This is a genomic window from Burkholderia pseudomultivorans (assembly GCF_902499075.1).
Lineage (GTDB): Bacteria > Pseudomonadota > Gammaproteobacteria > Burkholderiales > Burkholderiaceae > Burkholderia > Burkholderia pseudomultivorans.
Window position 1 is genome coordinate 1 of record NZ_CABVPP010000001.1, and the last position, 25,570, is coordinate 25,570.

Consider the following 25,570-nt stretch of genomic DNA (forward strand, 5'->3'; position numbering starts at 1 on the left):
GTTAGCGAAACAACGATGAGGTTAACAGAGCGTGCAGCGGGTTAACAGCCCTCGTAACTCTTTTTGTTAGAGCTTTTAAGAGCCATTCGATACGGAGATTCGGCCATGTCCGCCCCTCTTCTTCCCGTGCGGCTCGTGCTCAGCGACGACGGTCCGTTCGTCGCCGCGGCCGTGCTCACGCAGCGCGACGCGCGTACGACCGCGCCGCACGCGCATGCGCGCGGACAACTCGTCGGCGCGCTGAGCGGGCTGCTGTCGATCGGGCTCGACGATCAGGACTGGGTCGTGCCGGCGATCCATGCGATCTGGATTCCGCCACACTGCCGGCACGGGCTGCAGTCGTTCGGGCCGTTTTCGGGATGGTCGGTGTTCGTGGCCGAGGCGCGCTGCGGCGCCTTGCCGTCGGAACCGCGCGCGATCCGCACGACGCCGTTGCTGCGGGAAGCCGTGCGGCGCGCGGCGAGCTGGGATGGATCCGAGCTCGACGCCGCACAGACGCGAATCGCCGAAGTGATCGTCGACGAAATCGCCGCGTCGGAGGCACAGTCGCTCGGCCTCGTGCGGCCGCGCGACCCGCGGCTCGTCCGGATCACCGATGCGCTCGCGGCCGATCTGGCCGACAACCGCCGGCTCGAAGACTGGGCGCGCTGGGCCGGGATCGGCGCGCGCACGCTGAGCCGGCGCTTTGTCGCGGAGACGGGGCTGACGTTCGCGCAGTGGCGTCAGCAGGCGCGGCTGATGCGCGCGCTCGAGAAACTGGCCGACGGCGTGCCGGTCACGACGATCGCGCTCGATCTCGGCTACGACAACGTGAGCGCGTTCATCGACATGTTTCGGCGTGCGCTAGGGACGACGCCGGGGAAGTATGGGGAGCTTGCGCGACTTGAAACCAGGAAGGACGGAAGTTCGTCATGATCCGCGTGCAGCGCGGGGGGGCGATCGGATCGACGTCGCCGACTCGGTCCGTTCAATACGTCCCGTTTCCCTTCTCCACGACCTCACCCTCCTTCCTCTTGAACCGCGCCGCCAACCGCTCCGAGCTCCTTGCCAGCAGCGTTGTATCGACACCGACCTCGACATACAACTCCGGCGCCTTCCTCGCCGCCTGATCGCCCGAATCGCGCCATCGATCGCCGCCTGCAGCGCATATTGGCCGAACTCCGCCAAGGAACCGCCGCATCCCAATCGTGCATCATCAGGAATTGCAGCAAGTCGAAAGTCTCTGGTCAGCCGACACAAGGCCCTCAGTGACTACAGTATGCTGCCGGCGCCAACCCTTGAAAGCATTCTTGGAAGCGTAGCGCGGTTCAGTCTCCGATTTCCACAGACATACTACCGATTAGGGTGCACCCACATTCGGTCCGATGACCATGTAGTGCCACGCGTCGACCATCGATGGTGAAGGTTGGGTGTGAACCGCCCCGGGAATCGTGGAGGCTGGTTGGTTTAAGTTAATACGGGTTCAGCGGCAGCTGTTTCAAGTTGCCGATAGTAGTTTGCCTCAGCTTCGGCGGGCGGGATATAGCCGAGAGGTTCCATCAATCGATGATGATTGAACCAGACCACCCACTCCAGCGTTGCCAGTTCAACGGATTCCCGCGTTTTCCAGGTGCGGCGATGAATCAGTTCGGCCTTGTACAAGCCGTTGATGGTTTCAGCCAAGGCGTTGTCATAGCTGTCGCCCCGGCTGCCGACCGACGGTTCGATGCCCGCTTCGGCCAGCCGTTCGCTATAGCGAATGCTGACGTATTGGGACCCTCTGTCCGAATGGTGGATCAAGGTCCCGTCGTCGCCCGGGCGTCGCGCGTAAAGCGCCTGTTCAAGTGCATCCAGAACGAAGTCCGTGGTCATCGAGGTGCTGACGCGCCAGCCGACAATACGGCGAGCAAACACGTCGATCACGAAGGCTACGTACAGCCAGCCCTGCCACGTCGAAACGTAGGTGAAATCCGAAACCCAGAGCTGGTTCGGCCGTGCCGCCTTGAACTGGCGATTGACCCGATCCAGTGGGCGCGGGGCTATGGCATCAGGAACAGTCGTGCGAACACGCTTGCCTCGCATCACGCCGCGCAAACCCAGTTGCTTCATCAACCGTTCGACCGTGCAGCGCGCCACCGCGATACGCTCCCGGTTCATCTGCTTCCAGACTTTATCGGCGCCGTAGACCTGCATGTTGGCCCGCCACACGCGCTCGATCTCCGGCCGCAGACGTTCATCGCGGATTGCGCGAACAGAGCGCCGCGACGGATCACGAAGCTGCGCGGCATGGCGTCGGTAGCCCGACGGGGCAATCCGCAAGACCTTGCAGATCGGCTCGACCCCGAAAGTGTCGCGATGCTGATCGATAAAGGCCTTCAGGACTTGAAACGGCGGTCGAGCTCCGCCTGGGCGAAAAACGCGCTCGCGACCTTGAGAATCTCGTTGGCACGACGCAACTCCTTGACTTCGCGCTCCAGGGCCTTGAGGCGCTCGCGCTCGTCTGAGGTCACGCCATCGCGCTCACCGTGGTCGATCTGGTCGCGCTTGACCCACTCGTGCAGTGTCTGCGGTGTGCAGCCGATCATCGGCGCAATCGATTCGACCGCCGCCCACATCGACGGATGTTCGCTACGCTGCTCGCGCACCAGACGCACTGCGCGCTCCCGGACTTCCGGCGAAAACTTGGTTCCCTTCTTGTTCATGGCTCCATTCTCTCAAGAGTTGGAGCCTCCACAAAATCCGGGGCGGTTCAACCAGTTTGCTATCCTGTTCGGAGAGCGATTTACGCAGGCGCGTGGATAACGCGTTGTTCAACCGCCTCGCCCACAAAAATGCGGACAGGTTCTGGGTATCCGACACACAAATTTACGCGAGCGTATCGTCCGCAGACCAACGGTAAAGCTGAACGCTTCATCCAGTCGGCTTTACGTGAGTGGGCCTATGCATGGACGTACCAAAGCTCGGCTCATCGCATCGAAGCCTTGGCGTGGCAGCATCACGACAACTGGCATCGAGCTCATAGCGCCATCGGCGGCGTTGCGCCGATGGCGAGACTTCCTGCGTCGAGAAACAACCTCTTGACGCTTCACAACTAGCGCATGCCTCCCTTCGGCAGCCGCCCGCATCTAGCGCTCGACGAGAGAGATCGTATCGGTCATCGCGGTGTGAGGCGCCACGCGCTCCAAACGGGGGGCTGGATGGCGCAACTTTGTTCGATATAAACGAAAATCGCAGCAAACGGAAATTGATGCCGCCCTTTGAACACCGACATGTCCGGTCCGTTCAATACGTCCCATCCCCCTTCTTCCCAGTATCCCCCTCCTTCCCCTTGAACTGCGCCGCCAACCGCTCCGCCCCCCTCGCCAGTAGCGTCGTATCGACGCCGACCGCCACAAACAGCGCCCCCGCTTCGAGATAACGCCGCGCGGCCGCCTCATCCGCGCTGAGAATCCCCGGCGCCTTCCCCGCCGCCTTGATCGCCCGGATCGCGCCGTCGATCGCCGCCTGCACATCCGGATGCCCGGGATGGCCGAGATGCCCGAGATCGGCCGCGAGATCCGCCGGCCCGATGAACACGCCATCCACGCCTTCGACGCGCGCGATCGCATCGACCGCATCGAGTCCCGCGCGCGTCTCGACCTGCACGAGCACCGCCATCTCTTCATTCGCGCGATGCAGGTAATCGTCCACGCGATTCCAGCGCGACGCGCGCGCGAGCGCGCTGCCGACGCCGCGAATCCCGTGCGGCGGATAACGCGTCGCCGCCACCGCCGCGCGCGCTTCGTCGGCGCTCTGCACCATCGGCACGAGCAGCGTCTGCGCACCGAGGTCGAGCACCTGCTTGACGATCACCGGATCGTTCCACGGCACGCGCACGACCGGCTGCGACGGATACGGCGCGATCGCCTGCAGTTGCGCGAGGATCGTCGGCACCGTGTTCGGCGCGTGCTCGCCGTCGATCAGCAGCCAGTCGAAACCGGCGCCCGCGACGACTTCCGCGCTGTACGCATTGGCCAGGCCGAGCCACAGCCCGATCTGCGCGTCGCCGCGCGCGAGCGCGGCCTTGAAGGCATTCGAAGGAATCTGCATCGTGGGTTCACCCGAAGTAGCACTGAATCGTCCCGAGCGGGCCGTAGTCGACGCTGAACGTATCGCCCGGCCGCGCCGCGCACGGCCGCGTAAACGATCCGCCGAGCACGATCTGGCCCGGCTCCAGCGCGACGTCGAAGCGCGACAGCCGGTTTGCGAGCCACGCGACGCCGTTCGCCGGATGGTTCAGCACGCCGGCCGCGACGCCGGTTTCCTCGACCACGCCGTTGCGCGACATGATCGCCGCGACCCAGCGCAGGTCGACGTCCTGCGGCTTCACGGGCCGTCCGCCGATCACGACGCCCGCGTTCGCCGCGTTGTCGGCGATCGTGTCGAACACCTTGCGCGGCCGCTGCGTGTCGGGGTCGATCGACTGGCTGCGCGCATCGATGATCTCGAGCGCGGGCACCACGTAGTCGACCGCGTCGTACACGTCGAAGATCGTGCAGTCCGGGCCGCTCAAGCGCTTGCCGAGCACGAACGCGAGCTCGACCTCGACGCGCGGCACGATGAAGCGGCCGGTCGGAATCGTGCCGCCGTCGTCGAAGAACATGTCGTCGAGCAGCGCGCCGTAGTCGGGCTCGTCGATCTGCGACGTGTTCTGCATCGCCTTCGACGTGAGGCCGATTTTGTGCCCCTTCAGCGTGCGCCCTTCCGCGAGCTTGAGCGCGACCCACGCGCGCTGGATCGCATACGCGTCGTCGATCGTGATGTCGGGATGGTCGAGCGAAATCTGGCGGATCTGCTTGCGCTCGCGCTCGGCGTCGTGCAGGCGCCGGGCGAGCTGGTCGATGGTGGCGGTATCGAGCATGGTCGGGTCGGAATCGGGGTCAGTCGGCCCGCTTGTAGCGGGCATGGATGTTGTTGTGCTTGTATGTGCCGCTTTCGCTGAACTCGGTCAGCTCCATCGACAGCGCAAGATAGCGCTTCGCGTACAGTTCGGCGAAATGCGTCTTGATCGCATCGAACAGCGCGTTGCACGCGGCTTTTTTCTGTGCGTCGCTGCGGCCCGAGCCGATCTTCAGCGTCACGTGGACGAACGCGTCGTCCGCGGTGCCGTCGGCGACGCAGTAGTCCTGCAGCTCGATCGCGCGCGAGCGGATGCCGCCGATCGGAAACACGCCGCCCTGCGCGATCAGCGTCGCGTTGATCGTGCGCAGCAGCGCCGGAATGCGCGCGTCGTCGCGGATGTTCGCGGTGTATTCGACGACGATATGTGGCATGGCCAATCTCCTGTCGAGGGCGCTTCAGCCCTCAGCGCAGCGGAAAAATCGCATTGATCTGCCCCGTCCCCGAACTCGCGAAGTAGTCGGTAACGATCTCGACCGGCTTGTCGTAACGGTCCCAGCCGAGCAGCCCGAGCAGCATCGCGGTGTCGTGCATCCCGCCCTCGCCGTGGCAATGCGTGTTGTACTCGGGCAGCATCGCGCAGAACGTCTTGAAATCGCCCTGCTTCCACAGCTCGACCACGCGCAGGTCGACCTGACGGAAAAATTCGCGGCTGATCTCGTGGATCGATTCCTCCGGGCTGCCGTTGTCGTTGAAGCGGTGCGACAGCGATCCGCTCGCGAGGAACGCGACGTTCGAATCGCTCTTCTCGATCGCTTCGAGCAGCGCTTCGCCGAAGCGGCGGCTTTCGTCGAGCTGATGCCACGCGCACCAGCCCGCGATCGACACGACCTTGAAGTGCTGGTCGCCGTTCATGTAGCGCATCGGCACGAGCGTGCCGTACTCGAGTTCGAGGCTGTCGATCTCGTGCGCGCGCGTCGCGATCCCGCGTTCGCTGGCCGTTTCTGCGATCAGCCGGCCGAGCGCAGGGTTGCCCGGATACGCGTACGTCATGTCGCGGATGAAATGCGGCAGCTCGTTGCTCGTGTACGTGCCCGCGAACCGCGCGTTGCAGTTCACGTGATAGCCGGCATTGACGAGCCAGTGCACGTCCGACACGACGATCGTGTCGACGCCGAGCGCGCGGCAGCGCTCGCCGATCAACTGATGGCCGCGGATCGCCGCTTCACGACAGCCATGATGCTTGCCGGGGAACTCCGACAGGTACATCGACGGCACATGCGTGATCTTCGCGGCGAGGGACAGTTTGCCCATCATGAGTCTCCTTTTGTTCTTTCGGCAGATCGCCCCGCAGCCGTCACATGCCCCAGCGCGGAATATGATGCGAGCCCATCGAGATGCAGACGTTCTTGATCTCCGCAAACACCTCGAAGCTGTACTCGCCGCCTTCGCGTCCGGTGCCCGACTCCTTCACGCCGCCGAACGGCTGGCGCAGGTCGCGCACGTTCTGGCTGTTCACGAACACCATGCCGGCCTCGATGCCGCGCGCCAGACGATGCACCTTGCCGACGTCCTGCGTCCAGATGTACGACGCGAGCCCGTAGGCCGTATCGTTCGCGAGCCGCAGCCCTTCTTCCTCGTTCTCGAACGGAATCAGGCACGCGACCGGCCCGAAGATCTCCTCCTGCGCGATGCGCATCCGGTTGTCGACGTCGGCGAATACGGTCGGCCGCACGAAGTTGCCGTTGCGCAGGTGATCGGGCAGGCCCGCCGGCTTGTCCGCGCCGCCGGCGACGATTCGCGCGCCTTCCTGCTCGCCGATGCGGATGTAGCCCGTCACCTTCTCCCAGTGCTGGCGCGTGATCATCGCGCCGAGCTGGGTCGCCGGATCGGACGGATCGCCGACCACGAGGTTGTTCGCGCGGCGCGAGAACTCCTGCACGAAGCGATCGTAGATCGTGCGCTGCACGAAGATCCGCGAACCCGCGGTGCAGCGTTCGCCGTTGATCGAGAAGATCGTGAACAGCGACGCGTCGAGCGCACGATCGAAATCGGCATCGTCGAAAATCAGCACCGGCGACTTGCCGCCGAGCTCCATCGAATACTTCTTCAGGCCCGCGCGCTCCATGATCCGCTTGCCCGTGACCGTGCCGCCGGTAAACGACACCGCACGCACATCCGGATGCCGCACCAGCGCGTCGCCGGCCGTCGCGCCGTAACCCTGCACGACGTTCAGCACGCCGCGCGGAATCCCCGCTTCGAGCGCGAGGCGGCCGAGCTGGTCGGCCGTCAGCGGCGACAGCTCGGACATCTTCAGCACGGCCGTGTTGCCGAGCGCGAGGCACGGCGCCGTTTTCCACGTCGCGGTCATGAACGGCACGTTCCACGGCGACACCAGCGCGCACACGCCGACCGGCTGGTACAGCGTGTAGTTCAGCATCTGGTCGTCGACCGGATAGGTGCGGCCGTTCATCTGCACGCAGACTTCCGCGAAGAAGTTGAAATTCTCCGACGCGCGCGGAATCAGCTGCTTGCTGGTCTGCGCGATCGGCAAGCCGGTGTCCTGCGTCTCCAGCGCCGCGAGCGCCGGCACGTTCTTCTCGATCAGCTCGCCGAGCTTGCGCATCAGCTTCGCGCGCTCCTTCGCGGGCGTATTGGCCCACTTCGGGAACGCTTCCTTCGCCGCGCGCACGGCCGCGTCGACTTCAGCCTCGCCGCCCGACGCAACCTCGGTGATCGCTTCGCCGGTCGCGGGATTCAGCGTCGTGAAGGTCTCGCGGCTGTCGACCTCGCGGCCGTCGATCCAGTGCTTGATGGTCATCTGCTCTCCTTGTGCGACGGGCTCAGCCGGCGCGATAGTAGTCGTGCTCGCCGACGATCGTGTTCACGAGCCGGCCGATTCCTTCGATCTCGGTGACGACCTCGTCGCCCGGCTTCGTATCGGCCAGCCCTTCCGGCGTGCCGGTCAGGATCAGGTCGCCCGGCGCGAGCGTCATGAAGCCGCTGATGTGCTCGATCAGCGCGGGCACGTCGAAAATCATGTCGCGCGTGCTGCCGCGCTGCGTCTCCTCGCCGTTGACCGTCGTGCGCAACGTGAGATCGTTCGCGTCGCCGATCTCGTCGCGGCTGACGAACCACGGCCCGAGCGGCGTGCAGGTGTCGCGGTTCTTCACGCGCAGGTTCGGCCGGTAGTAGTTCTCGAGATAGTCGCGGATCGCGTAGTCGTTCGCGACCGTGTAGCCGGCGACGTAGTCGAGCGCCTGCGCGCGGCGCACGTTGCGCGCGGGCCGGCCGATCACGACGGCCAGCTCGCACTCGTAGTGCATGTGCATCGCGTCCGCCGGACGCACGGTGCGCGACCGGTGGCCGATGAACGTGTTCGGCCCCTTCAGGAAGATCAGCGGCTCGCTCGGCGCCTTGAACGCGAGTTCCTTCGCGTGGTCCGCATAGTTCAGGCCGAGCGCGAAGGTCGTGCGCGGCGCGACGGGCGGCAGCCACGCGACGGCGTCCTCGGCGACCACGCGCCCGGTATCGAGACGGATCGCGCCGTCGCCGGCCGGCTCGGCCGCGTGCAATGCGCCGTTGTAGATCACGCGTGCGGTCCTCATCGTGCGCCCTCCTCGATCAGCGTGTGCCGCAGCGTGCCGATGCCGTCGGCGGCGATCTCGATCGCGCTGCCCGCGCGGGCGCGCGGCGCACCGCCGGCGACGCCGAGCAGCAGCACGTCGCCCGCGTCGAACGACATGAACGACGTGATGTCGGCGATCAGCTCGCGCACCGGGCGAATCAGCGTGGCGGTCGATGCGGATGCCGCGACTTCGCCGTCGATCCGCACGGTCAGCCCGATCGCGTCGACGTCGGCCAGCGCGGCGGCCGGCACGATGGCCGGGCCCAGCGGGCAGAAGCCGTCGCGGCACTTGAAACGCACGGCCGGACGGTAATAGTCGGGATGCGGCACCGACACGTCGCTCGCGAGCGTGAAGCCGTGCACGTAGCCGAGTGCGTGCGCGGCCGGCACGCGGGTCGCGCGGCGCGCGAACACGACGGCCACCGACGCGCCGATCTCCAGCGCGTCGACGCCGGCCGGCACGACGACGGCTGCGCCGTCGGCCGCATGCGTGTTGGCCGGCTTGATGTAAAGGATCGGCGCCTGCGGCGGACGGCCGTAAGGCGCCGCGTGGACGGCTTCGCCGAGCGCGTCGAGCGCAGCACGCTCGTTGAGCAGCGTACCGTAGACGGTACCGATCGCAACCGGAAGCGGCGGTGCCGCGGCGGTCGTGCAATACAGCTCCATGCGTCATTCCCCTGCCGCGCGTCGCGGCGCATCGTCAATAGTTAACATCTTAAGTAAACAATCGGACGCTGACAACCTCGATTACCCTGATACGCGAATCGAGCCACCGCCGGCTGCTAAGATTCAGGCATCCTCGTCTACATCCGACCCCGATGAACCGTACGCTCGACCATCGCAATCTCGCCATGCTGCTGCTCGAGGCCCGCGAAACGCTGATGGGCATGTTCCGCCCCATCCTGAAGGAATTCGCCCTGACCGAACAGCAATGGCGGATCATCCGCGTGCTGGACGGCGAACCGTCGGAAGCGCTCGAAGCCGGCCAGATCGCGCGGCGCTGCTGCATCCTGAGCCCGAGCCTCACCGGCGTGCTCGAACGCATGGAGCGCGACGGCCTGATCACGCGCACGCGCGCGCAGGAGGATCAGCGCCGGCTGCTGGTCAGCCTGACGCCGCAAAGCAGGAAGCTGGTCACGGAAATCGGTCCGCGCATCGACGAGCAGTACCGGCAGCTCGAAGCGCGTTTCGGCCAGGACGGCCTCGAGGACATCTACCGCGCGCTCGACCGGCTGATCGAACTCGGCAGTAGCGCGTGATGACGCGACGACACCTGTTCGCCCGTCGGCAAACCCGGTGCCACCGACGGGAACCGGCTTCGCGCGGCGCACGCGCTCAGTGCAGCGCGCCCCGCATCAGTTCGGTCACCGCGATCCCGCGTGACGTGCGCATGCATTCCTCGACGTAGTCGATGAACGGCAGCGGCTCGAAATCGATTTCGTCGCGCACGCGGCGGTTGTCGAACACGCGATCGACCGTCGAGAATTCCGCGAAACGGCGCAGCGCCTTGCCGATCACGCGTTCGAGCGCCGGATCGCGCCGACCGAGCACGTCGCGCACCACCAGCGGCAGATCGGCCGGCGCGCACGCCGCATAGCGCGGCGCCCCCGTCATGCCGGCCGCCTCGTCCATCGCGCGCACGATCTGCGCGACCTGCGGCGCCTCGTCGCCCGCCGACACGTGGTAGACGTCGTGCGCGAGCGTCGGCTTGACGGCCAGCAGCATCGTCGCGCGCGCGACGTCGTCCACCGACACGATATCGATGCGCGTCATCGGTCGCGCGGTGAAGCGGCGCGCCGCGTGTGCGACACGGAACATCCAGAACGAATTCGGCGCAGGCCGCGTGCCGAGCACCGTATGGCCGACGACATGCGACGGCCGCACGACGACGAGCGGCAGCCCGAGCGCGCGCAGACGCCGCTCCGTTTCGGCCTTCGCATGCAGATAGCCGGCCGCGAGCACGGCGCCCGGCAGCCGTTCGCCGTCGCCGGTCGCATCGGCCGCGACCGCATCGTCGGCCGGCTGCTCGTGCACGATCCCGCCGCGGCCCGCATGGGCGAACGCGGTGCCGACGTAGACGAAGCGCTGCAGGCGCGGCGACCGCGCGAACCGTTCGGCAAAGCGCAGCGCATCGGCGAGGTCGGCCTGCAAGTGCGCGCCGTCGGCCGGCGACGCATGGCCCGCGCAGTGGATCACGTGCGTCGCGCCCGCGAGGCGCGACGCGTCGGCCCCGTGCCAGACGTCGCCGAGCGCACCGACGATCACGTTCGCATCGCCGAGGCGCGACGCCCAGTACGGCGCGAGCCCGGCGCGCAGCGCCGCTTCGCGCAGCCGCGCGACCGCATGGCCGCGATCCTGCGCGCGCACCACGCACACGATGCGCTCGAGCAGCCCCGCGTTGACGAGCGCGGTCAGCACGGTGCTGCCGATGAAGCCGGTCGCGCCGGTCAGCACCAGCCGCTCGACGTTCGCCGCTGCGACCGGTGCGCTGGCCGGCGACACGAGGCTCGTGCGCCAGTTGAGCGACAGCGCGGTTTTCCAGATCAGCACGATAGTCTCCTTCGAAGAATCGGCCCGGCGGCACGATGAACCCGGATACGGGTTGCCCCCGCCAGTCGGCCGGGCCGGGGCGACGCGCGCCCCGGCGCTGTCCCGACCGGGCAAACGGCCCGCGATCGCGTCGATCGCGTCTCTGGCACGAGGCGGCCGCCGCCGCGGACGCGGGTCCGCAGCGCAGAATCGGGAAATTCCCAGTGTGGGGCCCGATCGAACGCAAGTCTGTCCCGAAAGTTTCGTGAAAGTGTGTGGATTTGTACGCGATTGTCGGAGTCTGTCATGTGCACCGGCGCCGACGCGCCGCGATCGATGCCGGCAACCGCGGCAGCGCGACAGATCGACGCGTCCGGGCGGGCCGGAGTCGTCGGATCTCTCGAACCGGCATCGCCGCCCACCTCACCCACCTCGCCCGCCGGCCCCATGCCCGCGCCTGTCCGCCGCCCACGGCCGCACGACCGTGTATCGTCAGACATCGTTTCATATGAAACGCCAATGAACGCGCCGCAGATTTATCGAGGATTATCACTTGCGTTTCACCGCAGTCTATCTAGACTGTTCAAGTCAAATCGATCGAGTTTGTCATTTCTTATAGGAGACGATCCAATGCGCCTCACCATTCGGATTAATGGCAGCGAATCGGCAACCCGGCAATCCTTCGCGGTACTGTGGGTCGACACCGACGAAGGACTGTGGTCGCGCGAGGCACATCAGGGCATCGATCTTCCAACCTGGGGCAAGGTCCGCGACGTCGAGGGCGCGATGGCGCTCTGCGCGGCCGATGGCGGGAACGCCGTCTGCAAGCTGCAAGGGCTGTCGTTCGATGCGACGCAGCGCGAACAGGGCACCGCGGTGCTCGCCGGCGATCATCCCGACGGCGCATGGCGGCTGCAGGAAGTCGATCGCTGCACGACCCAGCCGGAATATCACGAATTCATTTCGGTTGCCCGATAATTCCCCGACCCAATCGTCTGCGGTTTTCGGGTTTATTCCCGTATCGGAAATATTCTTTTCGATATTCGAAATAAAAAAAGCGCTCCGCGGCGGAGCGCTTTTTTATTTTTCGATTTAATTGTTATTTGGGGACGGAGATGAATCCGTTGTCGGCCGCGGAACTGCGCGCCGCGAGAATTCCCTCCGAGCCCCGCCCCATCGGGCCTCACCCCTTCGCACGGACCGCGCCGGCGATTCGCTACCCCGCCGACCGAATCGAGCCGTCCGGCACGCTTTCCGCACTTTTTCGCAACGATCGTCCGACCTGCCTCCGCACGACAATCATGCGTGCCGGAGCACACTTTCCCCACATGATGTTTACTCATTTATTACAATCGCATTATTCCGAATCAACCGCCGCCGACGGGCGGCCCGACCCGGCCATTGCATGAGCGTAAAAAAGAAGACCCACCCCGCCGATCCGTACGCAACCGCGACCAAGCATCCGATGCTCGCATCCCGCCTGCCGATGTGGCGCTCGAAGCTGATCGTGATCATCGTGTTCCTCGCGTTCGCCGCGCTGATCGCGCGCGCGTTCTGGGTGCAGGTCGCGAACCAGGATTTCTACGTCGGCCAGGGCCAGAAGCGCTACCAGCGCACGATCGAGCTCGACGCGATGCGCGGGCGCATCGTCGACCGCAACGGCGCGATGCTCGCGGTCAGCCTGTCGACCTACGAAATCTGGGCGAACCCGAAACAGGTCGCCGACACCGACTACCCGCAGATCGCGAAGCTGCTCGACATGCCGCTCGCCGAAGTGAAGCGGCGGCTCGGCAACGACAAGACCTTCGTGCTGCTCAAGCGCCAGGTCGACGCCGATACCGCGGGCCGGCTCGACAAGCTCGCGATCGACGGCATCACGCAGATCGCCGACTCGAAACGCTTCTATCCGGAAGGCGAATCGGCCGCGCACGTGGTCGGCTTCACGAACGTCGAGGACCAGGGCCAGGAAGGCGTCGAACTCGCGGCGAACCAGCGGCTGTCGGGCACGTCCGGCCAGCGCGAGGTGATCCGCGACCGGCTCGGCCGCATCGTGTCGGACACGCGCCCGCTGGTGCCCGCGCAGCACGGCGCGACGATCGAGCTGACGATCGACCGGCGCATCCAGCAGCTCGCGTTCAGCCAGCTGAAGGCGGCGGTGATCGAGAACAATGCGCTGGCCGGCAGCGTCGTCGTGCTCGATGCGCAGAACGGCGAGATCCTCGCGCTCGCGAACTACCCGACCTTCGATCCGAACGACCGTGCGCGCCTCACGGGCCAGCAGCTGCGCAATCGCGCGGTGATCGACACGTTCGAGCCCGGCTCGACGATCAAGCCGCTCGTCGTCGCGCTGTCGATCGACGAGCGCAAGGTCACGCCGAACACGATCATCAATACGTCGCCGGGCACCTACAAGATCGGGCCGGCCGTGATCCACGACACGTCGAACCACGGCTCGCTGACCGTGTCGCAGGCGCTGCAGAAGTCGAGCAACGTCGCGCTCGCGAAGCTGGCGCTGAACCTGCCGGCCGAAACGATCTGGAACAAATATCAGGAATACGGAATCGGCCGCGCGCCCGAACTGACGTTCCCCGGCGTCGCGTCGGGCCGGCTGCGCGGCTACAAGCGCTGGCGCCCGATCGAGCAGGCGACGATGGCGTACGGCTACGGGCTGTCGATGTCGCTGCTGCAGATCGCGCAGACCTACACCGCGTATGCGGGCGACGGCACGCTGCATCCGGTGTCGCTGCTGAAGAACGGCACCGACCAGCAAACGATCGACGCGCATCGCGGCCATCGCGTGACGTCGCCGCAGACGGCCGCAGCGATTCGCTCGATGCTGGAGATGGCGGTCGGCGAAGGCGGCACGGGGCGCCGCGCGCGCGTCGACGGCTACCGGATCGGCGGCAAGACCGGCACCGCGCGCAAGCAGGTCGGCGCGACGTATGCGAAGGGCAAGTACCGCGCGCTGTTCGCCGGCATGGCGCCGATGAGCAACCCGCGCCTGATCGTCGCGGTGATGATCGACGAGCCGCGCGGCAAGGGCTACTACGGCGGCACGGTGGCCGGGCCGGTGTTCTCGTCGGTCACGAGCGGCTCGCTGCAGTTGCTCGGCGTGCCGCCCGATGCGCCGGTCGAAGCCGATAAGGATGCGCCGGTCAGGAAGGGACCGGTGCCGCAGAAGACGGCCGCGGCCACGCATGCGAGGACGGCAACGACGCCGCAGGCAGGCGCTGCAGCGAAAACCGCGGGCGCCCCGAAGTCCGCCGCACCAGTCGAAACGGCCGCGCAATCCGGCACGGCCGTGCAGAAGAAAACGGCGGCCGGCTGACACCACGCCGCCTGGCACGCGGCGCGACGCCGCGCGCCGTCAATGCGACGCCGCGACCGGCTTCGCCATCCGGCCGAGCACGTGCTCGGTCATCCCGCGCGCGAGTTCGGTCTCGCTCACGAACACGGTGCCGACACCCTCGCTCGCCAGCAGCGCGGCTTCGTCGCCGCTGTTCGTGCACAGCGCGACCTCGAGTGCCGGATTGAGCGTGCGCGAGATCTCGACGATCTGCCGCACGTCGAACACGTCGGGCAACGTGACGACCAGCATGCCCGCCCGTGCGATGTGCGCCTGCACCAGCACGATCGGCTCGATCGCGTCGCCCGACACGGCCGCGACGCCGCCCGCGCGCAGCTTCTCGACGATCTCGCGGTTCTGCTCGACCACCACGTACGCGATCCCGTGCTCGTCGAGCGCATGCGCGATGCGCGTGCCGACCTTGCCGTAGCCGACGATCACGACCTGCCCCGTCAGGTGCGTGTGCGGCGTCGACATCGGCAGTGCGGCAAGCGGATCGTCGCGCGCCTCGAGCCGGCGCGCGAATGCCGAGCGCTTGCGGATCCACGCGAGCCCGGGCTCGATTGCCGCGAACGCGACCGAGTTCAGCGCGATCGAGATCAGCGCGACCGCGAGAATCAGGTTCTGCCCTTCGGACGACAGCAGGCCGAGCGAGTGCCCGAGCCCGGCGAGGATGAACGAGAATTCGCCGATCTGCGCGAGCCCCGCGCCGACGATCAGCGCGGTGTTGAGCGGATAGCGGAACGCGACCACCAGCGCGACGGCGGCGAGCGTCTTGCCGATCAGCACGATCGCCGCGACTTCGATCACGTGCAGCGGTTCGTCCAGCAGCACCTTCGGGTCGAACAGCATGCCGACCGAAATGAAGAACAGCACCGAGAATGCGTCGCGCAGCGGCAAGGTCTCGTCGGCCGCGCGCCGGCTGAACTCCGACTCGCGCATCATCATGCCGGCAAAGAACGCGCCGAGCGCGAACGAGACGTCGAACAGCTTGGCCGCGCCGAACGCGATGCCGACCGCGGCCGCGATCATGCACAGCGTGAACAGCTCGCGCGAGCCGGTGCGCGCGACGAGCCACAGAATGCGCGGAAACACGCGCTTGCCGACCACCAGCATCAGCGCGATGAACGCCGCGACCTTCAGCATCGTGATGCCGAGCGCGCTCCAGAGATTGCCGCCGGCCGCGTGCTCGCCGCCCGGCAGCGTGCCGCCGAGCAGCCCCGCGACGGGCGGCAGCAGCACCAGCACGAGCACCATCACGAGATCCTCGACGACGAGCCAGCCGACCGCGATGCGCCCGTTGACCGTCTCGACGAGCCCGCGCCCTTCGAGCGCGCGCAGCAGCACGACCGTGCTCGCGACCGACAGCGCCAGCCCGAACACGAGCGCCGCGCCGACGCTCCAGCCCCACGTGAGCGCGAGGCCGCCGCCGAGCAGCGTCGCCACGGTGATCTGCACGATCGCGCCCGGCAGCGCGATCTTGCGCACCGCGAGCAGATCGCCGAGCGAGAAATGCAGGCCGACGCCGAACATCAGCAGCATCACGCCGACCTCGGCGAGTTGCTGCGACAGCGACAGGTCGCCGACGAAGCCGGGCGTGCCCGGACCGATCACGATCCCGGCCAGCAGGTAGCCGACGAGCGGCGGCATTTTCAGCAGCGATGCGAGATAGCCGAAGATCATCGCGAGACCGAAACCGGCCGCGAGCAGTGCAATCAGGCTGACGTCATGAGGCATCCCCCCTCCCAAGGTCTTGTAACTATTTAGTAAGGTTCAAGAACGAAAGGATAAGGGATGAGGCGGGCAAATGGCACGCCACCGCGAAAAATTCACGCGGTGGCGCGATGGCCGGGGTACAACCCCGGCCGGCAGGACGGCGGCGCATCGGCGATGCGCCGCCGCGATTCGACGGTCCGGAACGGCGCGCCGATACACCGGCGCCCCGCCCGCTTCCGTCAGCGCGCGGCCTGCGGGAAGCGCGCGCCCGGCGGCGGCTCCGGCCGTGTCGACGGCACGCTCTTGCGCACCTTCGCGACCTGTGCGGCCGTCACGGTCGCCCCGGTGTTGCCCCAGCTCGTGCGCACGAAGTTCGACACGTCGGCGACTTCCTGGTCCGACAGCCGCCAGCCGAACGGCGGCATCGTGAACGTGGACGGTGCGGTGTGCGTGCCCTCCAGTGCGCTGCCCTCCAGCACGACGTGGATCAGCGAGGTCGGATCGTCGCCCTGCACGACCGGGTTGCCGGCGAGCGCCGGGAACACGCGCGTGTAGCCGTGGCCGTCGCTGCGGTGGCAGGCCATGCAGTTGTCGCGATAGACGGCCGCGCCCGGCTTGCTCGCGTCGCCGGTCTGCAGCGCCTTCGCGGCGGCCGCGTCGTACACGTGCGGCTGCTCGCCCGGCACGCGCGGCGGCAGCGTCTTCAGGTAGCGCGCGATCGCGTTCAGGTCGTCGTCGCTCATGTGCTGCATGCTGTGGCCGACCACGTCCGTCATTCCGCCGAACGCGGCCGTGCGCAGCGTGCGGCCCGTCTTCAGGAACTGCACGATCTCGGCTTCGGTCCAGGTGCCGAGCCCGGTGCGCGGCTCGCCGCGCAGGCTTGTCGGCACCCAGCCGTCGATCGCGCCGCCGCCGGCGAGGAAATCGGGGCCGTCCGCATCGGTCAGCCCGCGCTCCTGCATCGTCGGCGCGCGCGGCGTGTGGCACGCGCCGCAGTGGCCGAGCCCCTGCACCAGATACGCGCCGCGCGCGATCACCGGATCGCTGTACGGCGCCGCATCGAACGGCTTCGGCGACGGCGCGAACAGCTTGCGCCAGAACGCGAGCGGCCAGCGCATCGACAGCGGCCATACGATGTCGACCGCGCGATTCTCGTGCTCGACCGGCGCGACGCCATGCATGAAGTACGCGTACAGCGCCTTCATGTCGTCGTCGGTGAGCCGCGAATACGACGGGAACGGCATGGCCGGATACATCGTGTCGCCGTTCTTGCGCACGCCCTCGCGCACCGCACGCGTGAAGTCCTCGTACGTCCAGCCGCCCAGCCCGGTTTTCGGGTCCGGCGTGATGTTGGTCGAATAGATCGCGCCGATCGGCGTGTCGAATTTCAGCCCGCCCGCGAACGGCTTGCCGCCGCTCGCGGTATGGCACGCGATGCAGTCGCCCGCGCGCGCGAGGTATTCGCCGCGCTTGACGAGATCGGCGTCGGCAGAACGCGCCGCAGGCGCGGCCGCCGGGCCGGATGCCGGTGCAGGCGTCGTCGCCGGCTGCGCGCCGGCCGCGCCGCTCGCGAGACCGAACGCGGCCCACGCGGCGCCCGTCGCCAGTGCGCGCTGCAGCGGGGAAAGGCGGCGCGCGGCAGTGTGATTCACGGTCCTCTTCATACGGTCACCAGCGGGGCGGGGTTTTTCAGGTATTGCTCGCGGATCGCACGCGCGGACCAGTAGGCCAGCGCCGCGACGATCCCGGTCGGGTTGTAGCCGATACCCTGCGGCAACGCCGACGCGCCCATCACGAACACGTTGTGCACGTCCCAGCATTGCAGGTAGCGGTTGAGCACGCTGGTCTTCGGATCCGTGCCCATCACCGCGCCGCCGACGAGGTGGGTCGTCTGGTAGGCGCGCGAATCGAAGTGCTTGCCGAACTCGCGCGTCGATACGCTGATCGCCTTCGGCCCCATCGCCTCGGCGATCTTCTTCATCTGCCCGGTCACGTACTGCGCCATGCGGATGTCGTTGTCCTTCCAGTCGAACGTCATGCGCAGCAGCGGCTGGCCGTACGAATCGCGATAGGTCGGGTCGAGGTCGAGGTACACATCGCGGTACGACATGTTGGTGCCGTGCGCGTCCATCGACACCGTATGCGCGTAGTTGTCCTTGACCGCCTTCTTCCATGCCGAACCCCACTGCGGCGTGCCGGGCGGCGTCGCGATGCCGCTGATCGGCTTCACGCCGGCCTGGTTCACCCACAGCGGCGAGCCGCCGACGAAGCCGAGCGGACCGTGGTCGAAGTTGTCCGCGTTGAAGTCGTCGACCGCGACGCCGTTGCCGCCCGCGCCGATGAACGGGTTCGTGAAGGTGTCCTTGTCGAAGAACGCCTTGATCGTCGACAGGTTCTGGTACGCGAAATTGCGGCCCACCACGCCTTCGCCCGAGATCGGGTCGTACGGCTTGCCGATGCCCGACAGCAGCAGCAGGTGCACGTTGTGATACTGGAACGCGGCGACGATCACGAGATCGGCCGGCTGCTGCACTTCACGGCCGGCCGGGTCGACGTAGGTGACGCCGGTCGCGCGCTTCTTCGTGTCGTCGAGATCGACGCGCAGCACGTGGCACTTCGAACGCAGCTCGAAGTTCGGCGCCTGCTTCAGCGCGGGCAGGATGTTCAGGTTCGGCGACGCCTTCGAGTACATGTAGCACGCATAGCCGCTGCAGTAGCCGCAGAAGTTGCACGGCCCCATCTGCACGCCGTACGGATTCGTGTACGGGCCCGACGTGTTCGCCGACGGCAGCCGGTACGGATGCAGTCCGAGCGACTGGGCGGCGTCGAAGAAGCGCTGCGCCGAATAGGTGTTGAGCTGCGCCGGCAGCGGGAAGTGGTCGCTGCGGTTCGCCTCGAACACGTTGCCGTCGCCGACCACCTTGCCGCCGACCTTGTAGGCCTGACCCGACGTGCCGAACACCTTCTCGGCGAAGTCGAAATGCGGTTCGAGTTCGTCGTAGCTGACGCCCGTGTCCTGGATCGTCATCCCTTCGGGGATGAACTTCCTGCCGTAGCGCTCTTCATAGTGGCTGCGCAGGCGCAGCTCTTCCGGCGTGATGCGGAAATGCACGCCCGACCAGTGCAGCCCCGCGCCGCCGACGCCCTCGCCCGGCAGGAACGCCGCGAGCTGCCGATACGGCAGCGCGGTGTCGTTCACGCCGTGGCGAATCGACACGGTCGTCTTCGACAGGTCGAGGAACAGCTTCTTGCGGATGTTGTAGGTCAGCTCGTCGATCGTGTTCGGATACGCGCCGTCCGGATAGGTGTCGCGATATTCGCCGCGTTCGAGCGCGACGACCTTCAGTCCCGCTTCGGTCAGTTCCTTCGCGAGAATCGCGCCGGTCCAGCCGAAGCCGACGATCACCGCATCGACATGCGGCTTTTTCTCTGCGGCCATCAGCTGCGCTCCCCGTTGATCGAGACCGGGCCGTACGGATACGGCTTGCCGTTCTGGTTGACGAAATCCATGAAATCCGCGCGCGCGCCCGGAAAGCCGATCATCTTCCACGCGGCCATCCCGCGATTGCCGCCGTGGACCGGATCGCAGAAATAGCCTTCGCGCGTGTTCTGCAGCAGCTGGCCGAAGAACACGCCGGGCGGCACGTCGTCGATCTGCGCGGCGCCTTTCTCCAGGTCGCCGAGCACCGCGTCGCGGGTCGGCGCGTCGAGATCGGCGAACGCCTTGCCGTGCGCCTTCTCGCAATAGCGGTTGACGGCCGCGATGCCGAGCCGGTAGATGTCGCGCGGCACCAGCTTCAGCTGATAGCCGAGCTCGGGCACGCCCTGCTGGAACGGGCCCTGCATGTACCACGTCGCGCCGTGCGCGTAAGGCGTTTCCATCTGGCGATCGATGAATTCGGGCACGCCGGCTTCCAGCGCGCCGGGGCCTTCGGCATCGGCCGGAATCAGGCGGTCGGCGGCAGCCTGGACGAACGCCCATTCCTTGGCGTCGAAGAAGGTCGGCTTGTACGGCGCGCGTTCGGCATCGGCCGCCGCAGGCGCATTGCCGGCCGTCGTCGCAGACGGCGACGACGAGCGCAGGTCGCAGCCGGCGACCGACGCGATCGGCACGAGGGCGACCGACGTGCGCAGGAATCGGCGGCGCGAGTTGGGTTGGTCAGTAGACATGGTCGGATGTTGATCGTTGGGGATCGTGGTTCGCACACACGCATGCGTTGCGGTGTGTCCGGCGTGACAGCCATCGGCCGCCCTGTTCTTTCTATGTTGCGAACAACCTCGATACAGGCGCCGACCGCGATGTGCGGCGGCGCCGTCATGCAGCCGCCGTGCGCCTGATCCGGAGGCGCCGGCGGATCGACCTCTTCGCGGGCCTGGTCGTCGGACCGACCGCAGCCTGTCGGCCGAAGTCCGTCCGCTGTCGTCATGACCCTTGTTCAACTTAGACGCCGCGTTTGCCGACGGCAAGCGCAACGTGCACGACCCTCATTCCGGGTCTGGCGACAGGTGCCGCGCATTATAAATGGAACCGGTTCCATTTCGATATGACCGAGACGCAATTCATTGAATCGAAAATCGCAACAATTGGAAAACTGCGATATCAAGATACGCAAAGATGCGCAGGCTGCCGACGCAGGACGGCGGGATGGGCGCCCGCCTGCACCGGCGATTCGTCAACGCGCGTTGTCGCCGAAAGCGCGCTGCTTCGCATCGCAATGCGGCGGGCGATCAAGCCGCTACCGCGCGCCGCCCTTCACCCCGGCCAGACCATCGACGCAATGGACAGCGAAAGCGCCGCGCAAAGCGGCGAATAGCACAGCGTATCCATCCGCGCAAAGCGCGATCCGCGAATCCGCTTGAAGAAGCCGACGTAGCGGAAATCGCCGACGGCCCGCACCGCGAAGATCAGCGCGAGCATCACGACCGCCAGGCCGATCGCGCCGGGATGCAGGTCGGCGCGCAGCCAGCCGGCGCGTGCGGCGACCACGCACGCGCCGCCGAGCAATGCCGCCGCGACGGCCAGCGTGCCGGCCGCACTCGGTTTCAGCAGCGGTACGCCGTCCTGCTCGGGAATCGCCGCGCGCTTGCCCAGCCGGCCGCCGCACGCCCAGTAGACGTGCACGAGCGCAAGCACGCAAAGCGTCGGCACGCTGAAATACGCACCGGTCATGTCGATAAGGCTCCTCGGATCGTTGTTTGTCTGTCGCCGGAAGCGCGCCGGCGCGCGGCTTCGGTTCCGCGTCACGCAACACGATACCGAAACCGCGCAGCGCATGCATTGCGACGCCCTGTCGCAATCGGCCGCGCGCCGTGGTGCGGCGCAGTGAGGATCGTGCGCAGCGTGCATCCGCCGGTGTGCGCGTCCGGCTTGCGCGATCGCGCGTCGCCGCGCTGCACGGCAGCAAGCGCCGCGGCACGTTCGCGATCGTCGCGCCGCCTCGCTTGACTTCCGTTCGCGCACCACTACCCTTTTATTCCAGTGCTGCAGTCGGTGCGCCGTGCGCTCGGTCGTATCCGTCTGCCGAAGGAGTCGTCGATGAGCGAAGCCCACGAACGCCGCGCGCTGCTGCTGCATCTGGGCGACGTGCTGCGTACGGTCAGCTGCCTGCTCGAGAACGAGCGCGACGACGCGTTCGTCGGCGAGCTGGTCGCGACGCGTCCGATGCTGTCGGACCTGCCGCTGCTCGAGCACGTGTTCGCACGGATGACAGTGCGTGAATTCGCCGACGCCGTGCCGCACGCATTCTGCCTGTGGCCGCGGCTGTTGCTCGACGCACCGCTCGATCGCGACGCGCTCGCCGTGCCGGTCTGCGCGCACCTGTTCGCCGGCAATCCGCTCGGCTGGACGCGCTATGCGGCGGCGCTCGCCGGCGACGTGCCGTGGTTCGGCGCCGGCATCCGGCCTGCCGGGCCATCGTCGCCGAGCGTCTGACGCGCATGACGCGCAGCGCCGGCACACAGCACAACGATAACGAAGGCCCATGGAGGTGACTCATGCTGATCGGTGTGCCCAAGGAGATCAAGAACCACGAATACCGCGTCGGCCTCACGCCGGCCGGCGCACGCGAGCTGACGCGGCACGGCCACAAGGTGCTCGTGCAGCGCGGCGCCGGCACCGCGATCGGCCTGCTCGACGACGACTACACGGCAGCCGGCGCGGCGCTGTGCGACGGCGCCGACGAGCTGTTCGCGCGCGCCGACATGATCATCAAGGTCAAGGAGCCGCAGCCGGCCGAATGCGCGATGCTGCGGCGCGGCCAGATCCTCTATGCCTACCTGCACCTCGCACCCGATCCCGAACAGGCGGCCGCGCTCGTGAAATCCGGCGCGGTATGCATCGCGTACGAAACCGTGACGGGCTCCGGCGGCGGCCTGCCGCTGCTTGCGCCGATGAGCGAGGTGGCGGGACGCATGTCGATCCAGGTCGCGGCGACTCACCTCGAAAGCCCGCGCGGCGGCCGCGGCATGCTGATGGCCGGCGTGCCCGGCGTGCCGGCCGCACACGTGGTCGTGCTCGGCGCGGGCGTCGTCGGCACCGGCGCGCTGCAGATGGCGGTCGGCCTCGGCGCGCGCGTTACCGTACTCGACACCAACGTCGGCCGGCTGCGGCAGCTCGACCTGATCTTCGCGAACCGGATCGCGACCGTCTGCTCGAACGCGCAGACGATCGACGAAGCGGTGCGCGACGCCGACGTCGTGATCGGCGCGGTGCTGGTGCCGGGCGCGTCGGCGCCGCGGCTCGTCACGCGCGACATGATCGCGACGATGCGCGCGGGCGCCGTCGTCGTCGACGTTGCGATCGACCAGGGCGGCTGCTTCGAGACCTCGCATGCGACCACGCACGCGGCGCCGACCTATGTCGTCGACGGCGTGGTGCACTACTGCGTCGCGAACATGCCGGGCGCCGTCGCGCGCACGTCGACCTTCGCGCTGAACAACGCGACGCTCGGCCATGCGCTCGCGCTCGCCGACAAGGGCTGGAAACAGGCAATGGCCGACGATCCGCACCTGCGCGCGGGCCTGAACGTCTGCGACGGACAGATCACGTACGAAGCGGTTGCGCAGGCGCTCGGCCTGCCCTACGTGCCGGCCATCGACATGCTCGCGTAGCGCGGCCGAAAGAGGCAGCCCGCTTCACGCTCGCCGTCGCGCCGCGTTCACGCCCCCTTCTTCGGCCGCGCCCGCTTCGCTGCGCCGCTCTCGCCCATCGTGCGCGCCAGCAGCGGCCGCAGTTGCGCGAGCGTGCGCGTATTGAGCACATCCTGCCGCGTCAGCCAGCCGCGCCGCGCCTGATCGACGCCGTAAGCGAGGTTGTCGAGTTCATCCGCGCCGAGCGCATCCGAGCCGATCGCCACCGGCACACCGGCCTTCGCCGCCTCGCGGCACCAGACATCCGCGAGATCGAGCCGCTGCGGCTGCGCGTCGAGTTCGACGAAACAGCCGCGTTCGCCGGCCCGCGCGATCACGCGCGGCACGTCGAGCTCGCACGCGTCGCGTTCGCCGAGCAGGCGGCCGGTCGGATGCGCGAGGATCGTGAAATGCGGATGATCCATCGCGCGCAGCATGCGTTCGGTCTGCGCGTCCCGCGACAGGTCGAAGCCGTCGTGCACCGCGCCGACGACGAGGTCGAGCCGGCCGAGCACGTCGTCGGGCACATCGAGGCTGCCGTCCTCACGTATCGCGGCCTCGACGCCTTTCAGCAGCACGAAGTCGTCGAACGCTGCGTTGACGCGGTCGATCTCGTCGATCTGCCGCACCAGCCAGTCGAACCCGGCCGCGCGCCGCCCGCCGCTCGCCGGCACGCGATCGGTGACGGCCAGATACGCGAGCCCCCGCGAGCGTGCGGCGTCCGCCAGCGCGCGCAGACCGTCGCGACCGCCGGACGCATCGGTATGCGCGTGCAGGTCGCCATGAAGATGCTTGCGCTCGACCAGCGCCGGCAGCGTGCCGCCGCGCGACGCTTCGATCTCGCCGCGATCCTCGCGCAATTCGGGCGGCACCCAGCGCAGGCCGATCGCCTCGTAGACCGACGCCTCCGTTTCGCCGGCGATCCGCTCGTCGCCGCGAAACACGCCGTATTCGTTGATCTTCAGGCCGCCGGCCTGTGCGATCCGGCGCAACGCGATGTTGTGCGCCTTCGAGCCGGTGAAATAAACGAGCGCCGCGCCGAACGCGGCGGCATCGACGACGCGCAGGTCGACCTGCAGGCCGCTCGCCAGCACGACGCTCGAACGCGTCTTGCCGTGCGCGAGCACGCGCGCGACGTCGCGGTAGCCGACGAACGCATCGGCCACCGCAGCCGCCTCGCGCGCGGTGACGAGGATGTCGAGATCGCCGACCGTTTCGCGGCGCCGGCGAAAGCTGCCGGCCGCCACCGCATCGCCGACGCCGGCCACCGCGCGCAGGCAGTCGAGCAGTGGCATCAGCGATTGCGTCGCGGCCGGCAGCAGGAATCGCTGCGGCGTGCGCTGCAGGCGCTCGTCGAGCGCTTCGAGCAGATGGGCTTCGGTTTTCGCGCCGAAGCCGGGCAGCGCGCGCACATGCCCGTTCTTCGCTTCCGCGCGCAGCTGTTCGAGCGTATCGACGTGCAGCGCGTCGTGCAGCGCCTTCACGCGTTTCGCGCCGAGGCCCGGCACGTCGAGCAGTTCGACGATCGCGCCCGGCAGCGCGTGGCGCAGCGTCTGCTGCAGCTCGCAGGTGCCGGTCGCGGCGATCTCGCGCAGCTTCGACGCGAGATCGGGCCCGATCGATGGAATCTGGCCGAGATCGCCGCCGCTCGCGATCATCGACGGAATGTCGCGACCGTAGTCGGCGATCGTGCGCGCGGCGTTGCGATAGGCGCGCACCCGGAACGGGTTGGCGCCCTGGATTTCGAGCATGTCGGCGATTTCGGCGAACACGGCCGCGCACTCGGCATTGTGGATCGGCATGGCTCCCTTCCGCGTGGATGACGCCGCGCATCGTCCGCGTCGACGCATGTTGCCGACGCAGGACGCCCGTTCGTCATCGTACGCCCACCTTGCGACGCGCGCAGCGTCGAGGCGCCGCAACGGCCGTGCCCGGCCCCGTCACAGCGACGCGCGCGGCGTCGTCGCGTACCGGCGCTCGTAGATCGCCTGGCAATGCGTGCAGCGCTCCGCGGTCGGCCGCGCGAGCAGCCGTTCGTAGCCGACCGGCGCATCGCAGTCGATGCACTCGCCATAGCTGCCGTCGCGCATCCGCTGCTGCGCGCGCGCGATCGCGCGCAACTCGGCCAGCTTCATTCCGATCAGCGCGTGATCGACGTCGACGAACAGATCCGCGTTCGCTTCGTCGCCCTCGTCCGGCGACGCGCCGGCGAGATCCGCATAGGACTCCGACGCGCGCTGGTCCTCGCTCGTGCGAATTTCCGCACGCAGCGCGCGCTCGCTTTCGTCCAGCCGCTGCTGCAGCGTCTGCCGTTGTCGTTCGTCGAGCGCCATCGCCATCTCTCCTGTTCCGGGTTCCGCGCGAGA

23 protein-coding genes, 2 pseudogenes and 1 other annotated feature are annotated in these 25,570 nt (G+C 67.5%); of the genes and pseudogenes, 8 read left to right on the forward strand and 17 right to left on the reverse strand.

From position 1 onward, the window contains the following. Nucleotides 1–105: 105 nt before the first annotated feature. Nucleotides 106–915 (forward strand): AraC family transcriptional regulator, encoded by an 810-nt coding sequence (locus BST28156_RS00005; protein ID WP_174901060.1) that lies wholly within the window; start codon nucleotides 106–108, stop codon nucleotides 913–915. Nucleotides 916–1,307: 392 nt separating this feature from the next. Here BST28156_RS00005 and BST28156_RS00010 read toward each other — a convergent pair. Further along, nucleotides 1,308–1,415: pseudogene (locus BST28156_RS00010) on the reverse strand (PAAR domain-containing protein); the annotation flags it as partial. A gap of 31 nt (nucleotides 1,416–1,446) precedes the next feature. Beyond that, a protein-coding gene (locus BST28156_RS00015) for an IS3 family transposase (protein ID WP_174901061.1) occupies nucleotides 1,447–2,681 on the reverse strand; the annotation gives its coding sequence in 2 pieces (ribosomal slippage) (nucleotides 1,447–2,390 and nucleotides 2,390–2,681; 1,236 coding nt in all). Further along, nucleotides 2,284–2,400, reverse strand: a sequence feature (AL1L pseudoknot). It overlaps the preceding gene by 117 nt. A gap of 156 nt (nucleotides 2,682–2,837) precedes the next feature. Here BST28156_RS00015 and BST28156_RS00020 point away from each other — a divergent pair. After that, nucleotides 2,838–3,074: pseudogene (locus tag BST28156_RS00020) on the forward strand (integrase core domain-containing protein); the annotation flags it as partial. A 187-nt stretch (nucleotides 3,075–3,261) separates the two neighbouring features. Here BST28156_RS00020 and hpaI read toward each other — a convergent pair. Genes hpaI through BST28156_RS00055 form a run of 7 tightly spaced genes read right to left on the reverse strand, consistent with a single transcriptional unit; the run spans nucleotide 3,262 to nucleotide 9,151 of the window. Next, nucleotides 3,262–4,068, reverse strand: coding sequence for a 4-hydroxy-2-oxoheptanedioate aldolase (hpaI, locus tag BST28156_RS00025; protein WP_174901062.1), 807 nt, complete (start codon nucleotides 4,066–4,068; stop codon nucleotides 3,262–3,264). A gap of 7 nt (nucleotides 4,069–4,075) precedes the next feature. After that, nucleotides 4,076–4,879: a 2-oxo-hept-4-ene-1,7-dioate hydratase gene (gene hpaH / locus BST28156_RS00030; protein WP_060238346.1), complete on the reverse strand. Its 804-nt coding sequence runs from the start codon at nucleotides 4,877–4,879 to the stop codon at nucleotides 4,076–4,078. A gap of 19 nt (nucleotides 4,880–4,898) precedes the next feature. Further along, on the reverse strand, nucleotides 4,899–5,291 hold the full coding sequence (locus BST28156_RS00035) for a 5-carboxymethyl-2-hydroxymuconate Delta-isomerase (protein WP_174901063.1): 393 nt from the start codon (nucleotides 5,289–5,291) through the stop codon (nucleotides 4,899–4,901). A 31-nt stretch (nucleotides 5,292–5,322) separates the two neighbouring features. Beyond that, nucleotides 5,323–6,171, reverse strand: a complete 849-nt coding sequence (hpaD, locus tag BST28156_RS00040; protein ID WP_174901064.1) for a 3,4-dihydroxyphenylacetate 2,3-dioxygenase — start codon at nucleotides 6,169–6,171, stop codon at nucleotides 5,323–5,325. A gap of 43 nt (nucleotides 6,172–6,214) precedes the next feature. Further along, complete coding sequence (gene hpaE / locus BST28156_RS00045; protein WP_174901065.1) at nucleotides 6,215–7,678, reverse strand: 5-carboxymethyl-2-hydroxymuconate semialdehyde dehydrogenase; 1,464 nt, start codon at nucleotides 7,676–7,678, stop codon at nucleotides 6,215–6,217. Nucleotides 7,679–7,700: 22 nt separating this feature from the next. Further along, a complete protein-coding gene (locus BST28156_RS00050) occupies nucleotides 7,701–8,465 on the reverse strand; it encodes a fumarylacetoacetate hydrolase family protein (RefSeq protein ID WP_174901066.1) in 765 nt (254 codons plus the stop codon). Next, nucleotides 8,462–9,151, reverse strand: a complete 690-nt coding sequence (locus BST28156_RS00055) for a fumarylacetoacetate hydrolase family protein (protein WP_174901067.1) — start codon at nucleotides 9,149–9,151, stop codon at nucleotides 8,462–8,464. Before BST28156_RS00055 ends, BST28156_RS00050 begins: the two co-directional genes overlap by 4 nt. A 152-nt stretch (nucleotides 9,152–9,303) precedes the next feature. Between BST28156_RS00055 and hpaR the strand changes: the two genes are divergently transcribed. Continuing rightward, nucleotides 9,304–9,744, forward strand: a complete 441-nt coding sequence (hpaR, locus tag BST28156_RS00060; RefSeq protein WP_060238364.1) for a homoprotocatechuate degradation operon regulator HpaR — start codon at nucleotides 9,304–9,306, stop codon at nucleotides 9,742–9,744. Nucleotides 9,745–9,820: 76 nt separating this feature from the next. Here the strand turns inward: hpaR and BST28156_RS00065 are convergent, their stop codons facing one another. Continuing rightward, entirely contained in the window at nucleotides 9,821–11,035 is a 1,215-nt protein-coding gene (locus BST28156_RS00065) for an SDR family oxidoreductase (protein WP_060238368.1), read from the reverse strand. 609 nt (nucleotides 11,036–11,644) lie between these two features. Here BST28156_RS00065 and BST28156_RS00070 point away from each other — a divergent pair. From BST28156_RS00070 to BST28156_RS00080, 3 genes are all read left to right on the forward strand, one after another. Further along, nucleotides 11,645–11,992 (forward strand): DUF3564 family protein, encoded by a 348-nt coding sequence (locus BST28156_RS00070; RefSeq protein WP_060238373.1) that lies wholly within the window; start codon nucleotides 11,645–11,647, stop codon nucleotides 11,990–11,992. A gap of 137 nt (nucleotides 11,993–12,129) precedes the next feature. Next, the gene (locus BST28156_RS00075) at nucleotides 12,130–12,423 is read left to right on the forward strand and encodes a hypothetical protein (protein ID WP_174901068.1); all 294 of its coding nucleotides are present in this window, start codon (nucleotides 12,130–12,132) and stop codon (nucleotides 12,421–12,423) included. After that, nucleotides 12,420–14,342 (forward strand): peptidoglycan D,D-transpeptidase FtsI family protein, encoded by a 1,923-nt coding sequence (locus BST28156_RS00080; protein ID WP_174901069.1) that lies wholly within the window; start codon nucleotides 12,420–12,422, stop codon nucleotides 14,340–14,342. Before BST28156_RS00075 ends, BST28156_RS00080 begins: the two co-directional genes overlap by 4 nt. A gap of 39 nt (nucleotides 14,343–14,381) precedes the next feature. Here BST28156_RS00080 and BST28156_RS00085 read toward each other — a convergent pair whose 3' ends face one another. The 5 genes from BST28156_RS00085 to BST28156_RS00105 form a co-directional block, all read right to left on the reverse strand. Further along, nucleotides 14,382–16,097: a cation:proton antiporter domain-containing protein gene (locus BST28156_RS00085; RefSeq protein WP_174901070.1), complete on the reverse strand. Its 1,716-nt coding sequence runs from the start codon at nucleotides 16,095–16,097 to the stop codon at nucleotides 14,382–14,384. Between the two features lie 218 nt (nucleotides 16,098–16,315). Beyond that, the gene (locus BST28156_RS00090) at nucleotides 16,316–17,740 is read right to left on the reverse strand and encodes a cytochrome c (RefSeq protein ID WP_174901071.1); all 1,425 of its coding nucleotides are present in this window, start codon (nucleotides 17,738–17,740) and stop codon (nucleotides 16,316–16,318) included. Further along, nucleotides 17,737–19,515, reverse strand: a complete 1,779-nt coding sequence (locus tag BST28156_RS00095; RefSeq protein ID WP_174901072.1) for a GMC family oxidoreductase — start codon at nucleotides 19,513–19,515, stop codon at nucleotides 17,737–17,739. Before BST28156_RS00095 ends, BST28156_RS00090 begins: the two co-directional genes overlap by 4 nt. Continuing rightward, nucleotides 19,515–20,246, reverse strand: coding sequence for a gluconate 2-dehydrogenase subunit 3 family protein (locus tag BST28156_RS00100; protein WP_174901073.1), 732 nt, complete (start codon nucleotides 20,244–20,246; stop codon nucleotides 19,515–19,517). Before BST28156_RS00100 ends, BST28156_RS00095 begins: the two co-directional genes overlap by 1 nt. 583 nt (nucleotides 20,247–20,829) lie before the next feature. Beyond that, nucleotides 20,830–21,246, reverse strand: coding sequence for a DUF3995 domain-containing protein (locus BST28156_RS00105; RefSeq protein ID WP_174901074.1), 417 nt, complete (start codon nucleotides 21,244–21,246; stop codon nucleotides 20,830–20,832). A gap of 366 nt (nucleotides 21,247–21,612) precedes the next feature. Here BST28156_RS00105 and BST28156_RS00110 point away from each other — a divergent pair, with 366 nt between their 5' ends. Together BST28156_RS00110 and ald are read left to right on the forward strand one after the other, a co-directional pair. Further along, nucleotides 21,613–22,008 carry a hypothetical protein gene (locus BST28156_RS00110; RefSeq protein ID WP_174901075.1) on the forward strand — a complete coding sequence of 132 codons (396 nt, stop codon included), beginning with the start codon at nucleotides 21,613–21,615 and terminating at the stop codon, nucleotides 22,006–22,008. A 62-nt stretch (nucleotides 22,009–22,070) separates the two neighbouring features. Continuing rightward, a complete protein-coding gene (ald, locus tag BST28156_RS00115; protein ID WP_174901076.1) occupies nucleotides 22,071–23,186 on the forward strand; it encodes an alanine dehydrogenase in 1,116 nt (371 codons plus the stop codon). A 47-nt stretch (nucleotides 23,187–23,233) separates the two neighbouring features. Here ald and polX read toward each other — a convergent pair whose 3' ends face one another. Then, nucleotides 23,234–25,006 (reverse strand): DNA polymerase/3'-5' exonuclease PolX, encoded by a 1,773-nt coding sequence (polX, locus tag BST28156_RS00120; protein WP_174901077.1) that lies wholly within the window; start codon nucleotides 25,004–25,006, stop codon nucleotides 23,234–23,236. Between the two features lie 138 nt (nucleotides 25,007–25,144). Next, on the reverse strand, nucleotides 25,145–25,537 hold the full coding sequence (locus BST28156_RS00125) for a TraR/DksA family transcriptional regulator (protein WP_060239095.1): 393 nt from the start codon (nucleotides 25,535–25,537) through the stop codon (nucleotides 25,145–25,147). Nucleotides 25,538–25,570 lie beyond the last annotated feature (33 nt).